At 70.5% G+C, this 13,189-nt stretch carries 17 protein-coding genes; 7 read left to right on the top strand and 10 right to left on the bottom strand.

The window, feature by feature from the left end; translation table 11 throughout:
• The first annotated feature begins 86 nt into the window (after positions 1-86).
• Positions 87-1,028, top strand: coding sequence for a glycerophosphodiester phosphodiesterase family protein (locus ABCS02_RS21965; protein WP_345837814.1), 942 nt, complete (start codon positions 87-89; stop codon positions 1,026-1,028).
• On the opposite strand, the gene ABCS02_RS21960 is transcribed toward ABCS02_RS21965, so the two are convergent.
• The 5 genes from ABCS02_RS21960 to ABCS02_RS21940 all read right to left on the bottom strand — a co-directional run bounded on the left by ABCS02_RS21960 (position 1,029) and on the right by ABCS02_RS21940 (position 2,611).
• Positions 1,029-1,433 (bottom strand): cupin domain-containing protein, encoded by a 405-nt coding sequence (locus ABCS02_RS21960; RefSeq protein WP_345837813.1) that lies wholly within the window; start codon positions 1,431-1,433, stop codon positions 1,029-1,031. It lies immediately after the preceding gene.
• Positions 1,434-1,505: 72 nt separating this feature from the next.
• Positions 1,506-1,910, bottom strand: a complete 405-nt coding sequence (locus ABCS02_RS21955; RefSeq protein WP_345837812.1) for a PIN domain-containing protein — start codon at positions 1,908-1,910, stop codon at positions 1,506-1,508.
• The gene (locus tag ABCS02_RS21950) at positions 1,907-2,107 is read right to left on the bottom strand and encodes a type II toxin-antitoxin system VapB family antitoxin (protein ID WP_345837811.1); all 201 of its coding nucleotides are present in this window, start codon (positions 2,105-2,107) and stop codon (positions 1,907-1,909) included. The genes ABCS02_RS21955 and ABCS02_RS21950 overlap by 4 nt, the downstream gene beginning before the upstream one ends.
• Before the next feature lie 40 nt (positions 2,108-2,147).
• Positions 2,148-2,540 (bottom strand): (deoxy)nucleoside triphosphate pyrophosphohydrolase, encoded by a 393-nt coding sequence (locus ABCS02_RS21945; protein WP_345837810.1) that lies wholly within the window; start codon positions 2,538-2,540, stop codon positions 2,148-2,150.
• A complete protein-coding gene (locus ABCS02_RS21940; RefSeq protein ID WP_345838008.1) occupies positions 2,537-2,611 on the bottom strand; it encodes a hypothetical protein in 75 nt (24 codons plus the stop codon). Before ABCS02_RS21940 ends, ABCS02_RS21945 begins: the two co-directional genes overlap by 4 nt.
• On the opposite strand from ABCS02_RS21940, the gene ABCS02_RS21935 reads away from it, so the two are divergent.
• The 3 genes from ABCS02_RS21935 to ABCS02_RS21925 are packed head-to-tail and all read left to right on the top strand — an operon-like array spanning position 2,610 to position 4,106.
• Positions 2,610-3,422, top strand: coding sequence for an ArsR family transcriptional regulator (locus tag ABCS02_RS21935; protein ID WP_345838013.1), 813 nt, complete (start codon positions 2,610-2,612; stop codon positions 3,420-3,422). The two genes, ABCS02_RS21940 and ABCS02_RS21935, sit on opposite strands and share 2 nt — an antisense overlap.
• 25 nt (positions 3,423-3,447) lie before the next feature.
• Positions 3,448-3,738: a nucleotidyltransferase family protein gene (locus ABCS02_RS21930; RefSeq protein ID WP_345837809.1), complete on the top strand. Its 291-nt coding sequence runs from the start codon at positions 3,448-3,450 to the stop codon at positions 3,736-3,738.
• On the top strand, positions 3,735-4,106 hold the full coding sequence (locus tag ABCS02_RS21925; RefSeq protein ID WP_345837808.1) for a DUF86 domain-containing protein: 372 nt from the start codon (positions 3,735-3,737) through the stop codon (positions 4,104-4,106). The genes ABCS02_RS21930 and ABCS02_RS21925 overlap by 4 nt, the downstream gene beginning before the upstream one ends.
• A 220-nt stretch (positions 4,107-4,326) precedes the next feature.
• Here ABCS02_RS21925 and ABCS02_RS21920 read toward each other — a convergent pair whose 3' ends face one another.
• Positions 4,327-4,737, bottom strand: a complete 411-nt coding sequence (locus ABCS02_RS21920) for a DUF4383 domain-containing protein (RefSeq protein ID WP_345837807.1) — start codon at positions 4,735-4,737, stop codon at positions 4,327-4,329.
• Between the two features lie 122 nt (positions 4,738-4,859).
• On the opposite strand from ABCS02_RS21920, the gene ABCS02_RS21915 reads away from it, so the two are divergent.
• Positions 4,860-6,038 carry a hypothetical protein gene (locus ABCS02_RS21915; protein ID WP_345837806.1) on the top strand — a complete coding sequence of 393 codons (1,179 nt, stop codon included), beginning with the start codon at positions 4,860-4,862 and terminating at the stop codon, positions 6,036-6,038.
• 48 nt (positions 6,039-6,086) lie between these two features.
• Positions 6,087-8,534 (top strand): UvrD-helicase domain-containing protein, encoded by a 2,448-nt coding sequence (locus ABCS02_RS21910; protein WP_345837805.1) that lies wholly within the window; start codon positions 6,087-6,089, stop codon positions 8,532-8,534.
• A gap of 3 nt (positions 8,535-8,537) precedes the next feature.
• On the opposite strand, the gene ABCS02_RS21905 is transcribed toward ABCS02_RS21910, so the two are convergent.
• Together ABCS02_RS21905 and ABCS02_RS21900 are read right to left on the bottom strand one after the other, a co-directional pair.
• The gene (locus tag ABCS02_RS21905; protein ID WP_345837804.1) at positions 8,538-8,855 is read right to left on the bottom strand and encodes a hypothetical protein; all 318 of its coding nucleotides are present in this window, start codon (positions 8,853-8,855) and stop codon (positions 8,538-8,540) included.
• 117 nt (positions 8,856-8,972) lie between these two features.
• Positions 8,973-9,254, bottom strand: coding sequence for a helix-turn-helix transcriptional regulator (locus ABCS02_RS21900; protein ID WP_345837803.1), 282 nt, complete (start codon positions 9,252-9,254; stop codon positions 8,973-8,975).
• 158 nt (positions 9,255-9,412) lie between these two features.
• Between ABCS02_RS21900 and ligD the strand changes: the two genes are divergently transcribed.
• A complete protein-coding gene (gene ligD / locus ABCS02_RS21895) occupies positions 9,413-10,438 on the top strand; it encodes a non-homologous end-joining DNA ligase (RefSeq protein WP_345837802.1) in 1,026 nt (341 codons plus the stop codon).
• Positions 10,439-10,550: 112 nt separating this feature from the next.
• On the opposite strand, the gene ABCS02_RS21890 is transcribed toward ligD, so the two are convergent.
• Both ABCS02_RS21890 and ABCS02_RS21885 read right to left on the bottom strand, forming a co-directional pair.
• Entirely contained in the window at positions 10,551-11,600 is a 1,050-nt protein-coding gene (locus ABCS02_RS21890) for an ATP-dependent DNA ligase (protein WP_345837801.1), read from the bottom strand.
• Between the two features lie 83 nt (positions 11,601-11,683).
• A complete protein-coding gene (locus ABCS02_RS21885) occupies positions 11,684-13,189 on the bottom strand; it encodes a lipase maturation factor family protein (RefSeq protein WP_345837800.1) in 1,506 nt (501 codons plus the stop codon).

Raw genomic sequence — 13,189 nt, 5'->3', positions numbered from 1 at the left:
CTCCCACGATATCCGCCTGGTCAGCCGGCCGGGAGGCGGGTGCCTGTGAGAGGGCTTTGAGCGTTCGCCGCCGTTAGCCTGTGACCGTGATCGTGATCGGCCACCGCGGCGCGCCCGCCTACCGTCCCGAGCACACACGGTCGTCCTACGAGCTCGCGATCGCGGCCGGCGTGGATGCCGTCGAGCCCGATCTCGTCGTCTCCCGCGACGGCGTGCTGGTCGTGCGGCACGAGAACGAGATCTCCGGCACCACGGATGTCGCCGACCGCGCGGAGTTCGCGGACCGCCGCACCACGAAGCGCGTGGACGGCGAGGAGCTGTCCGGCTGGTTCGCGGAGGACTTCACGTGGGCGGAGCTCGCGACCCTCACCGCGCGCGAGCGCCTCCCGCGCCTCCGCCCGGACAGCGCCCGGTTCGACGGCGAGGAGCCGATTCTGCGGCTGCGCGACCTGTTCGAGCTCGTCCAGGGTCGCGGCATCCGGCTCGTGTTGGAGATCAAGCACGCGGACTTCTTCGCCGCGCTCGGCTGGGATCTCGCGGCGCTCGTCGCGGCCGAGCTGGCGGATGCCGGATGGACCGAGCCCGTCGTGATCGAGTCGTTCGAACCCGGGGTGCTGGCGGCGCTGCGTGAGCGCGGGGTGTCCGCGGAGTACGTGCAGCTCGTCGCGGCGGACGGCGCCCCCGCCGATCTGGTTGCGCGCTTCGGGGTCGCCGCGCGGCCGTACCCGTCGTTCGTCACGCCCGCCGGGCTGGATGGGCTCGCGCACGAGGTCGATGCGGTGAGTCTCGACAAGGCGCTGGTCCTCGCCGATCCCGGAGTCGTGGTGGCCGCGCATGCGTGCGGACTCCGGGTCTACGCGTGGACATGCCGTCCGGAGAATGTGTTCCTCGACGAGCGTTTCCGGCTCGGGTCGGAGCCGACGGCGTTCGGCGACTGGCGGGGGGAGTGGGGGGTCCTGCGGGATGCCGGCGTCGACGGCGTCTTCGTCGACCACCCCGACCTCGGAGTCGCCTTCTTCCGCGACTGATCAGGCGGTTCCGTTGTACTCGTCGTCCGTGATGTGCTCGAGCCACGTGGTCGTGTCGTCCGGGTCGTCGGCGTTCTCGATCATCGCGATGTGCTCCATGAAGCAGCCCGGTGCCGCAGCATGCCAGTGGTGCTCGCCGGGCGGCGTATAGAGCGTCTCGCCGGGGTGGACGTCGATGATCTTTCCGTCGCGGCCGCCGAATCGGGCGACGCCCTGGGTGACGCGGAGGTACTGGCCGCGGGCGTGGAAGTGCCACGCGGTGCGGGCGCCCGGCGCGAACCGCACCGTGGAGACCGCCATCCGCTGGTCGCCCTCGTGGGGCCGCGCGATCGGGTCGAGCCAGACGTCGCCGGCGAACTGCTCGGGCGGGTTCTTGATCGTGGGCTGGGCCGGTTCGATGTTCATGCCCCTCACGCTACGTCGCCGCCCCGGACCGGCGGGAGGCACCGTCAGTACCGGGCTCGGGTCCTTGACGATCTACGGTCGCCACAAGCGCAGACCGATGTGCGGAGCGGCGTGCTCGAAGTCCCGGTCAGCCGTGAGGAGGGTGTGGTCGTGACGGATGGCGAGTTGGGCGATGAGCGCGTCCACGGTGCCGACCTGTACGCCGGCCTTTCGGCACGTGTTGCGGATGGCCGCGGCAGCCATGTAGTCATCGCGATCGGGATCGACCAGCGGCATGCTCATGAACCGTTCCGCGATCCGGGAGCGCGCCTGATCGGGAAGGAATCCTTGAAGCAGCTCCTGCAGGATGAGACCGGTCGTCACGACGATGTCGGAGCCGGCGAGCGCTCGGAGCAGTTCCTCGACGACGGGGGAGTCGTCGGGTCGATCACGCCGGAGGGTGAGAGACCAGACGCTCGTGTCGACGAGGAGGCTCATGAGCGTGAGCGCTCAGCCTTGTAGTCGAAGGACTCGTCCCAGTCGAGTGTGCCTACCAGCTCGAGGATCTTCGCCTGCTCGCGTCGGGCGATGAACTCTTCGAGCGCGAGGGTCACGGCAGCCTTCTTGGTCTTCTCGCCGCTCACCTGCAGCGCGTGATCGAGAAGCGCGGGGTCGATCGCAAGATTCGTCGCCATGTGTGTCACCTCACACACAAGACTACACATGTCGGCCGGGTCAGAGGGCGGCGCGGACGCGTTCGACCGCGGGGAGGTCGGCCGGCGCCCACGCCACCGTGAGCAGCTCGTCGCCGGTGAGCCAGCGCACGGCCGCGTGCTCGGTCAGCTGAGGGACACCGGACAGGAGCTCGCAGACGTACGTCGTCAGCGTGACGATGCCGAAGTCGTACTCGTGGATCGTCGAGACGACCTCGTTGCCGACCCGGACGTCGATACGCAGCTCCTCGCGGATCTCGCGGGCGAGGGCCTCCTGCGGGGACTCGCCGTCCTCGATCTTCCCGCCCGGGAACTCCCACAGGTGGGGAAGGCTCCCGCCCGGCCCGCGTTGTGCGGCGAGCACGCGTCCGTCCCGCACGATGACAGCCCCGACGACGTCGATGTTCCTGCTCATCGCCGCACCAATCCGATGCGGTGCGCCAGCGCCACCAGCTGAGCTCGGTCGTGGACGTGGAGCTTCGCCATGACGTTCTTGATGTGCGTCTTCACGGTCGCGCTTCGCCTCTTGACTGTCGATATAACTGATAATAACATCAGTTATATGAGAACTGAGGCGCCGCTCCTCGCTCCGATCTTTCGGTCGGAGGGTCAGGCCCGCCTGCTGTCGGTGATCCTGCTGGGCGAGGGTGAACTGAGTCTGACAGACCTCGCCGCGCGGGCGGATCTCGCCTACGCGACTGCCCACCGCGAGGTTGCCCGGCTACTGGATGCGGGGATCCTCGCTGAGCGGCAGGCTGGGCGCACGCGGCTGCTGTCGGCGAACCCGGACAGTGCGCTGGTCCCGCCGTTGCGCGAGATCCTTCAGATCGTCACCGGTCCGGTGATCATGCTCACCCACGAGTTTGCCGACGTTGAGGGGATCGAGTCGGTGTTCCTGTACGGATCGTTCGCCGCGAGGCTGCGCGGCGTCGATGGGCCAGTGCCGAACGACATCGATGTGATGGTGATCGGAACCCCCGATGCCGAGCGTGTTTACGAAGTCTGCGATCGAGTCGAAGAGGCGGTGCATCGCCCGGTGAACGCCACGATTCTCACGCGCGCGGAGCTGGCGGTCGACTCGGGCTTTCTCGACCACGTGCGTGCGAACCCCACGGTACCGATCATCGGGACCTTCCGTGGCAGTGACCCCGCTCAGAGCGAGTTACGACAACTTCGGAGGACGCGTGAAGCCGCTGCCATGTCGGAAGAGAGAATCGAACCGATTCCTTCTCCAGATGGGACAGCTCGTCGCCGAACCGGGGAGGTCGCCGCTCTCGCGATTGCGGTGCCTCGGTAGACTCGAGGGGAACGGAGGTCAGCACATGAAGCCGTCTGTGGCGCTCGACGCAAACCGTGAAGCGGTACGCCGGATCGTGCTCGCTCACCGTGCGCTCAACCCGCGGGTCTTCGGGTCGGTGGTCCGTGGTGCCGACACGGCGGCGAGCGACCTCGACCTCCTCGTCGAGCCGACCCGCGAGACAACGCTCATGGACATCGGCGCGATCCGCCACGAGCTGTTGCAGCTGCTCGGTGTGTCCGTTGATGTGGTGACGCCCCGTGGGCTGCCGAGCAAGTTCCGCGATGCGGTTCTCGCGGAAGCGATTCCGGTGTGAGTCAGCCCCGTCTGGCGGATTACCTGAGCCACATCCTCGAAGCGATCGAGCGCATCCAGGGCTACACCCGCGACCTGGATGAAGCCGGATTCGAGCACGACGCGCTCATCCAGGATGGCGTCATCCGCAACATCGAGGTGATCGGCGAGGCATCACGCCGCATTCAGGTCAACTATCCCGATTTCGTTGCTGTCCACCCAGAACTGCCACTCGGGCCCGCCTATCAGATGCGCAACGCTGTCGCGCACGGCTACTTCTCGGTCGACCTGGGGATTCTCTGGTCGACGGTGACGTCGGACCTCCCAGCCCTCGCTGAGACAGCCGCGACGTTGCTCGCTTCGCTGCCCGAGGCTGAGCCTGAACGCTGATGAGGGCCGAAATCCCGCGATCCCGTCGAAACAATGCGGTGACGACACCTTGAGGCGGTAGACGCGACGGCGGGAGTCGAACCCGCTGCGCACCCGGATATGAGCCGGAGCCCGGAGCCGTCCGGATCGCCGCGATGTCCTCAACGGTAACGGTTCGGCCACGATTGTGCACCCGTTGTTGCAGAGGATGTCGCCCCGGTCGGGCGGCCCGGGGCGGGGATCAGCCGGTCTCGGAGACTCGCAGGGCGCCGCGATCCGCTCCCAGTCCGATCGCCAGCAGGAGGATCGCGCTGGCGAGGTGGAGGAAGTGGTCGGGGGTGTTCAGAGCGAGGATGTTCGCGGGCGTGCCGACCAGGAAGAAGCCGACGATCCCGAGAAGCAGGTACGCGGCGCCGATCACGACATTGACGATCTTGGCGAGCTGAATGCCGGAAAGTCCGCCGATGAGCAGCACGATCCCGATGAGGATGTGGGCCGTGTTGTGGAACGGGTTCACCTCGAAGAGCCCGAGCAGGAGGCCGCCCTGGGTGGCGAAGTACCCGACGCCGTCCGTGGCCGCATAGCCGAACAGGCCGACGAGCAGGTAGACCGCGCCGAAGACGGTGGCGACGATGCGATTCGGTGAGTGCATGGACGGACTCCTCTGCGGTGTGGACGCCCTGGTGCGCCGACTCCTGACTAGCGCCTGCGCGCCCCTCGGGGCAAGGCTTTTGCGTGGCGGCGCGCGGAAAAGCGGAGCGCTAGCGTAGGTGGATGGCGATGGCGTCGGACGGCAGGCGAGGTGTTCTCGCGGTCGCCACCGTCGTCGTGCTCCTTGCGCTCGGCGCGGTCATGGCGTTCGCGATCTCGAACGCGGTCGTCGGGGCCGGGCCGGAGATGGGGGCGACATCCGCCGGTGCCGTCTCTCCCACGTCATACCGGACGATGATCGCGCGGTACGACGAGTGGCACGACACCTCGACGGAGGCCGCGTACGAGGCGTGGGCGCAGGCGCGGGACGCGTTCGTGGCGGAGGTCGACGTGTACCGCGCGACGGGCGAGGGTGACATCGTCCAACCGGGGTTCGACCTCGCGGCCGCGCAGCTCGGGGTGGAGCGCGCCGATCGCGACCTCGCGATGGCGTGGATCGCCCGAGTGCTCCTCCTGCTCGCGATCGCGTGGCTGCTGATCGGGATGCTGTCGGCGCGCACGCGGCTCGTCCGGCGGCCCGGCGCGGCCGCAGCCCGGGCGACGTGGATCGGGTCGACCCGGCCGTGGCGGGCGCGGGAGTCGACCCTCGGGTTCCTGCCCCTGGACCGCTGGCTCGTGCTCGTCGTGCCCGCGGCGCTCCTCGTCGCGACGCGGGCGGTGCAGACGTCGTTCCTGTCGTGGATGCACCTCGTGATCGTGGTCGGCGCGTGGGTCCTCTTCGCCCTCGTCGTGCGCTTCGTGGTGGGGCGGCGATCGCCGTGGCCCGTGATCGCGACCGTCGGGGGCGTGGTCGTGCTCCGCTGCATCGTGACCCTGTTCGCGCTGTCGTTCACCGGCCCGGGCGGGTTCTGGTACGCGTTCTGGACGGATCCGGCGCGCCGGGACCTCTATGTGGCGCTCGCGGTGGCGCTGTTCCTGTGGGCGTTCGTCGCCGCCGGCTGGGCGCTCGGGACGCAGATCGGCCCCCGCCGGGGGACCGGGGCCGTCTTGGCCGGCGTCGGGGCGGGTCTGGCGGTGCCCGCCGCCGTCGTGGGCGCGATCGGGTTCCCGCAGGCGCTGACGCTGTGGAACGCCCAGGTCGGGCTGCTACCCCAGGCGCCGCCGCGCATCCTGGACGTCGCGCGGAACCTCGGCATCCCGGACTCCGCCGCGTGGTACGCGGCCGTCCTCGGCCTGCTGCTGCTCGTGGTGGGGCTGGCGCTGGCGCTTCCGCGCCGCCGCCCGACCTCCCTCTCCCTCTGACCCGACCCGGGGACCCGTGGGGGTGGCCGCGCCTAGACTTGTCGGGCCATGACCGATGCCTCCTCGGCCGCGCGCACCGCGGCATCCATACCCGTCGTCGTCGCGGGGACGGGCCCGGGCGCGGGGGGCGCCGCGCGGGCCGACGCCGACCTGCTCGAGGGGCTCAACCCCGAGCAGCGCGAGGCCGTCGTGTACCGCGGGAACGCGCTCCTGATCGTCGCGGGGGCGGGCTCCGGCAAGACCCGCGTACTGACGCACCGGATCGCTTCGCTCCTGCGCAACCGCGAGGCGTGGCCGAGCCAGATCCTCGCGATCACGTTCACGAACAAGGCGGCCGGGGAGATGCGCGAGCGCGTCGCCCAGCTCATCGGCGACAGCGCGCGCAGCATGTGGATCTCGACGTTCCACTCCGCCTGTGTGCGGATCCTCCGGCGCGAGGCCGACCAGTTCGGCTTCACGCGCAACTTCACGATCTACGACTCGGGCGACTCGCGCGCGCTCATCAAGCGGCTCGTCAAGGAGCACGAGGCGGATGCCTTCGGCCACAGCCCCGCGAGCGTGCAGAGCCGCATCTCGAAGCTCAAGAACGAGCTGTCCGATGCCGAGTCCTACGCCCGCTCGGCGAACATGAACGACCCCGCCGAGCGCGTCTTCGTCGAGGTGTTCGCCGACTACCAGCGCGCGCTGCAGCGGGCGAACGCGTTCGACTTCGACGACCTCATCGCGCAGACCGTCTACCTCTTCCGGGCCTTCCCCGGGGTCGCGGACACGTATCGGCGCCGGTTCCGGCACATCCTCGTCGACGAGTACCAGGACACGAACCACGCGCAGTACGCGCTCATCCACGAGCTGACGCGGCCCGTCGGCTCGGGCGACACCGGCACCCCGCACGGCGACTCCGGGATGATGATCTTCGACGCGCCGTCCTCGAACCCCGAGGAGGATGCCGCGTCGCTCACCGTCGTCGGCGACTCCGACCAGTCGATCTACGCGTTCCGCGGCGCCGACATCCGCAACATCAGTGAGTTCGAGCGAGACTTCCCGGGAGCGAAAGTGGTGCTGCTGGAGCAGAACTACCGCTCGACGCAGAACATCCTGTCCGCCGCGAACGCCGTGATCAGCCACAACTTCGACCGCAAGGACAAGCGGCTGTGGACGGACGTCGGCGCGGGGGAGAGCATCGTCGGCTTCACCGGCTACTCGCAGCACGACGAGGCCCAGTTCGTGGCCGACGAGGTCGAGGCGATCCATCGATCGGGCATCGCCTATTCCGACGTGGCCGTCTTCTACCGGACGAACTCGCAGTCCCGCGCGCTGGAGGAGATCTTCATCCGCTCCGCCCTGCCGTACAAGATCATGGGCGGCACGAAGTTCTACGATCGCGCCGAGGTGAAGGACGCGCTGGCCTACCTCGTATCGGTCGCGAACCCGGCCGACGAGGGCTCGCTGCGGCGGATCCTGAACAAGCCGCGCCGCGGCATCGGCGACGTCACCGAGACCGCGATCGCCCGCTATGCCGCGGAGCACGGGATCACGTTCCGCGACGCGCTGGCGGATGCCGCGGAGCTGGGCCTCGGCCCGAAGCTGCAGGCCGCGATCGGCCAGCTCGACGCCGTGCTGGCGGAGGCCACCGGCATCATGCTCCCCGCCTCCGGCGAGATCCCGCCGCCGACCGCGGTCGCGGAGGGGCTCTCGTTGCTGCTGACCAAGTCGGGCTACCTTGACGCGCTGCGCGCGAGTCGAGACCCGCAGGACGAGGCGCGGCTCGAGAACCTCGACGAGCTCGTCGCGGTCGCGCGCGAGTTCGCGCGGAACAACCCTGAGGGCACCGTGCTCGACTTCCTCACCGAGGTCGCGCTCGTCTCCGACGCCGACGACCTCGAGGATGCCTCGGGCTCGGTCTCCCTCATGACGCTCCACACGGCGAAGGGCCTCGAGTACGACGCGGTCTTCATCACCGGCGTGGAGGAGGACCTCATCCCGCACCGCATCTCGGCGGGCGAACCCGGGGGCCCGGCCGAGGAGCGGCGGCTGTTCTACGTGGGCGTCACGCGGGCGCGCAAGCGCCTGTACCTCTCCCTCGCGATGACCCGTGCGCAGTTCGGCGAGGTGTCCGTCGCGATGCCGAGCCGGTTCCTGCAGGAGATCCCGGCGGAGCTCATCGACTGGCGGCAGTCGCCCGGCGACGTCAACTCCCGCGGCGGCATGCGGTCGCGCGCGCTCAACGGCCGATCCGGCTCGGGGTCGCGCGACCTTCCGCCCCTGGCGCCGAAGTCGACCTCGCTGGAGCGGTTCCCGAACCGGATCCCGGCGAAGATCCGCGACAACGGCGACCTCGAGCTCGCGGCGGGCGACCGCATCCGCCACGACGACTTCGGCGAGGGCCGGGTCGACGCCGTCACGGGAGAGGGCGCCAAGCGAGTCGCGCACGTGCGCTTCGACAAGGCCGGCGCGAAGAAGCTCCTCATCAAGGTCGCGCCGATCGTCAAGCTCTGAGCGTCAGGAGCGCAGCTCCGCGGCCAGGGCCTCGTCTGCCCGGACGACGTCGCGAAGGCGGCGCGCGCTCGCGAGCGTGAGCTCGAGGTGCGCACCCGTCCCGTCCTCCACGACGAGCCACGTCTGGTCGTCGGCGCGTCGGCGGAGGAGGCCGACCTCCAGCTCCACCTCCTCCGCGCCGTCGGCGCCGCGCACGGTCGCCGGGACGAGGATGCCGTCGCTCCGATGATCTTCGTCATCGGGATGGAGCGTCGCACCGTGCGGCGTCGTGCACCACGGGAACGGACAGGGATCGGTCGGTCGCTGCTCGGAGTCGCTCATGCCTCTGTTCCTTCAACCGCTACGCGAGAGCTCGATAGGGGACGTGGGCACGTTGTGTCCTCGAGTGAAGCACGGGGTACGGACATCACCCCTCGACCGGGCGCGGGGCGCCGCGCGTCAGCGACCGGGCGCGATCCCTCCGGGATCCGGCGGGAGCAGGTCCACGACCGGGACGTGCAGCACCTCGGCGAGCGACACGAGGGTGACGAGCCGCGGGTTGGCGGGCGTCCCGGGGTTGGACTCGCCCTTCTCCAGCTTCCGGTACGTGAAGGTCGAGATGCCGGCGGCGTGCGCGATCCGCTCCTGAGACAGCCCGCGCCGGCGGCGGGCGTTGCTGAGGGCGAGTCCGAGGGCTTCGGCGTACGCGATCCAGGCGGCGGACTCGGTCGACTGCGGCATCCTCCCAGCTTGGCAATTCCCGCGGGAAGACGTGCATATGCAGACATGCTGTTCGAGGACCCCCTGCCTCGCCGGCGACGCGTCCCAGCATCATGACATGTATGCATGCTGTCGCGCGAGGGGTGCGTCACGGACGGGCGCGCCCTAGGCTCGGGAGCATGGCGTCGGAACGGGTCTCGCTGACGGTGCCGGGGCCGGACGGGGATCGGGAGCTGTCGCTCTCCAGCCCCCAGCGCGTGATCTGGCCCGAGGCCGGCATTACGAAGCGCGAGCTCGCGGAGTACCTCATCGCGGTGGCGGATCCGTTCCTCGCGGCGAACGGCGACCGGCCCGTGTCGCTGGAGCGCTTCCCGGACGGCGTCGACGGCGAGCGGTTCTATTCGAAGAACCCGCCCAAGGGGGCGCCCGACTACGTCGAGACCGTGACGGTCACCTACAACAGCGGCCGCCGGCATCTGCAGCTCGTCCTCACGGAGCTCGCCGCCGCGCTCTGGGCCGTGCAGATGAACACCGTCGTCTTCCATCCGTGGGCGTCGCGGACGGCGGACACCGACAACCCGGTTGAGCTCCGCATCGACCTCGACCCGCAGCCCGGGACGGACTTCACGGATGCCGCGGCGATCGCGCCGACCCTGCGCGAGGTGCTCGCCGAGGCCGGGCTCGAGGCCTGGATCAAGACGAGCGGCAACCGCGGCCTGCACGTGTTCTGCCCGATCGCCCCGGTGCACGAGTTCCTCGACGTGCGGCACGCGGTCATCGCGGCGGCGCGTGAGCTGGAACGGCGGATGCCGGACCGGGTCACGACGGCGTGGTGGAAGGAGGAGCGCGGCGAGCGCGTGTTCGTCGACTTCAACCAGGCCAACCGCGACCGCACGATGGCCGGCGCCTACAGCCCCCGCGCGCTACCGGCGGCGACCGTGTCGACGCCGCTGCGCTGGGACGAGCTGGATGCCGCGGATCCGGCATCCTTCACGGTCCGTACCGTGCCCGAACGTCTGGCCGCCGGGGGTGATCCCTGGGCGGACTTCGGCGCGAACCCCGGCCGCATCGACACGCTCCTGGAGTGGTGGGAGCGCGATCTCGCGAACGGCCTCGGCGAGCTCCCGTTCCCGCCCGAGTTCCCGAAGATGCCCGGTGAGCCCCCGCGGGTGCAGCCGAGCCGCGCCCGCAAGCCCGACGCCTGATCCCGCGCCCCGCCCGCGCCGCGCGCGCGACCGCGTCCGCGGCGAGCCCGTCCGGTGTCACTTACGCACAGTCGTGGCGCGCGGGAGTGTGCGCGAGTGACACCGGAGCGGCTCAGGAGAGGACGTCGGCCAGGTCGTAGGCGCGGACCTGCTCGAGCTGGTCGTACGTGCACGACTCGGGCGCGCGGTCGGGGCGCCAGCGCTCGAACTGCGCCGTGTGCCGGAAGCGCCAGCCCTCGAGCTGGTCGTAGCGCACCTCCAGGACCCGCTCCGGCCGGAGCCGCACGAAGGACGTGTCCTTGTCGGTCCCCGTGAAGCGCGAGCGCTCGCCCTCGCCGCGGAGGATCTCGCCGTGCTCGTCCCGCGCGACGAGCGGCGCGAGCTCGTCGATGAGCTCCAGACGCCGCTGGTTGCTGAAGGCCGACACCGCGCCCACCATGCGCAGCTCGCCATCCTCGCCGTAGAGCCCGAGGAGGATCGAGCCGACCCCTTGCCCGCTCTTGTGGATGCGGTACGCGATCGCGACGACGTCCGCGGTGCGCGCGTGCTTGATCTTCAGCATCGTGCGCTTCCCCGGTGCGTAGGGCTGGTCGAGCGGCTTCGCCACGACCCCGTCGAGGCCCGCGCCCTCGAACTCGGCGAGCCATCGGCGCGCGAGCGCGGCATCCCGCGTCGTGCGCGTGAGGTGCACGGGGGAGGGCACGTCCGCGAGGAGCCGCTCGAGCTCCGCGCGCCGGACCCCGAACGGCTCGTCGCGGAGCTCGCGGTCGCCCGTGGCGAGGAGGTCGAACGCCACGAGCATGGCGGGAGTGGTCTCCGCGAGCATCGCGACGCGGGATGCCGCGGGATGGATGCGCTGGCTCAGCGCCTCCCAGTCCAGGCGGGTGCTCCCGTCCGCATGGGGGAGGGCGACGATGAGCTCGCCGTCGATGAGGCACGGGCCGGGCAGGATCCGGGGGAGCGCCTCGACGAGCTCGGGGAAGTAGCGCGTGAGCGGCTTCGCGCCGCGCGAGCCGAGCTCGACCGACTCGCCGTCCCAGGCCGCGAGCACGCGGAACCCGTCCCACTTCGGCTCGAACGACAGGCCGCCCGCGAACCCCGCCGGATCCGGGACGTCGCCGACGGCCTTGGCGAGCATGGGCTCGGGGATCTCGTACCGCACGGCACCATCCTGCCCGACCCACCCCCCGCTGAGAACGCGCTTGTGTCACGAAAACGGGCCGTTTTCGTGACACAAGCGCGTTCTCACGGGGAGGTGGACGGGGCGAGGCGGACGGGGCCGATCGCCACGCCGAGGGGCTCGCGGATCCAGCGGCGGTGGGTCGCGCGGAACTCGGCGCGGGTGGAGAAGCGGTAGAGGTACGTGCGGGCGCGGATCCAGGACGGGCGTTCGCCGACGAACGGGTCGTGCCGGATCAGCCGCAGGGTGGCGGGATCCGCCTCGAGGAGCTTCCCCAGGAACGCCTGGAACCAGTCCTCGTCGATGCGACCCAGCGGCAGGAACCACATGAGCCAGTCCAGCCGCAGATGGTACGGGGCCCACTGCCGCGGGATGGCCCGCGGGTCGCCGGGCTTGCCGTGGAACCCGTACTCGCGCCACGCCGTCGTGCGCGGGTCGTCGTCGAGGGTGCCCTCCACGACGACCTCGACGCGCTGCCGGGTCACGCTCCCGAACGCGCCGTACGCGTTCGCGAGCTGCCAGCGGTTGAAGCTCGCGTTCATGAGCTGGCGCCGTGCCGCGAGGTTGCGCGCCGCGGGCCACGAGATCACGACGTAGCCGCCGAAGACGGCCGCGGTCACGACGATCCAGTACAACGGGATGCCGCCCGCCGCGCCCGCCGCACCCGCCCCGCCCGCCGGGCCGGCACTGCTCGCGGCCCCGATCCCGGGGAGTCCGATCGCGGAGAACGCGAGCACGATCGTCGCCCAGTTCAGCCACGCGAAGTTGCCGGTCGCGACGAGCCACAGCTGCGTCGCGATCACGAGCGCCGCCGCGACCGCGCCGACGATCGCGGGCACCGGCCCCGGCACGACGAGGCCCAGGACCGGGGCGAAGAGGAACCACGGCACGACGAGCTGCGCGACGTGGTTGCCCACGACCTCGCCGCGGTGGAACCACGCCGGCAGGAGGTGCGCCTGCCGGCTCAGGGGCCCGGGCATCGGCTGGGTCTCGTGGTGGTACATGAGTGCCGTGAGGTCGCGCCACTCCGATCCGCCACGGATCTTGATGAGGCCCGCGCCGAACTCGAGCCGGAACACGAGCCACCAGAACAGCACGATCACCACGGTCGGCGGCGGCTGGTCCGCGGACCCGAGGAACGCCGCGAGGAACCCGGCCTCCAGGAGCAGCATCTCCCAGCCGAAGCCGTAGAACGTCTGCCCGACGCTTGTGATCGACATGTACCCGAGCCACAGCGCGAGGAAGCACAGCATCGGCACCCACGGGGCACCGAGCTGGGGGAGTCCCGCGACGAGGGACAGGGCCACGAGGATGCCGCCGGCGCAGAGGATCCGCAGGCGCGCGTCGGTGTAGCGCACGAGGCGGAAGACGGTCGGCCGCAGCATCCGCGTCCGCGCCTTCGAGGTCGCCGCCCACTGCAGCAGCCGCGGCACCGGCAGCAGCCCGCGCTCGCCGAGCAGCGCCGGGAACTGCAGCAGCGTGGACGTGAACGCGATGACGTACAGGGCCGCGATGCCGCGCTGGAGCACCTCGCGGGCGAAGCCGAAGTCGACGGCGGCGAACCCTTCCAT

Source organism: Microbacterium sp. X-17 (assembly GCF_039615055.1).
The sequence above is the reverse complement of the archived record's forward strand: the minus strand, read 5'-3'. Positions and strand labels throughout refer to the sequence as shown.

Bases quoted from the DNA above. Each gene is read 5' to 3' on its own strand.
- ABCS02_RS21950 (WP_345837811.1), bottom strand. From the start codon at position 2,107: ATGGCGACGAATCTTGCGATCGACCCCGCGCTTCTCGATCACGCGCTG.
- ABCS02_RS21930 (WP_345837809.1), top strand. From the start codon at position 3,448: ATGAAGCCGTCTGTGGCGCTCGACGCAAACCGTGAAGCGGTACGCCGG.
- ABCS02_RS21885 (WP_345837800.1), bottom strand. From the start codon at position 13,189: ATGGAAGGGTTCGCCGCCGTCGACTTCGGCTTCGCCCGCGAGGTGCTC.
- ABCS02_RS21910 (WP_345837805.1), top strand. From the start codon at position 6,087: ATGACCGATGCCTCCTCGGCCGCGCGCACCGCGGCATCCATACCCGTC.
- ABCS02_RS21900 (WP_345837803.1), bottom strand. From the start codon at position 9,254: ATGCCGCAGTCGACCGAGTCCGCCGCCTGGATCGCGTACGCCGAAGCC.
- ligD (WP_345837802.1), top strand. From the start codon at position 9,413: ATGGCGTCGGAACGGGTCTCGCTGACGGTGCCGGGGCCGGACGGGGAT.
- ABCS02_RS21955 (WP_345837812.1), bottom strand. From the start codon at position 1,910: ATGAGCCTCCTCGTCGACACGAGCGTCTGGTCTCTCACCCTCCGGCGT.
- ABCS02_RS21905 (WP_345837804.1), bottom strand. From the start codon at position 8,855: ATGAGCGACTCCGAGCAGCGACCGACCGATCCCTGTCCGTTCCCGTGG.
- ABCS02_RS21935 (WP_345838013.1), top strand. From the start codon at position 2,610: ATGACGTTCTTGATGTGCGTCTTCACGGTCGCGCTTCGCCTCTTGACT.
- ABCS02_RS21915 (WP_345837806.1), top strand. From the start codon at position 4,860: ATGGCGATGGCGTCGGACGGCAGGCGAGGTGTTCTCGCGGTCGCCACC.
- ABCS02_RS21945 (WP_345837810.1), bottom strand. From the start codon at position 2,540: ATGAGCAGGAACATCGACGTCGTCGGGGCTGTCATCGTGCGGGACGGA.
- ABCS02_RS21960 (WP_345837813.1), bottom strand. From the start codon at position 1,433: ATGAACATCGAACCGGCCCAGCCCACGATCAAGAACCCGCCCGAGCAG.
- ABCS02_RS21920 (WP_345837807.1), bottom strand. From the start codon at position 4,737: ATGCACTCACCGAATCGCATCGTCGCCACCGTCTTCGGCGCGGTCTAC.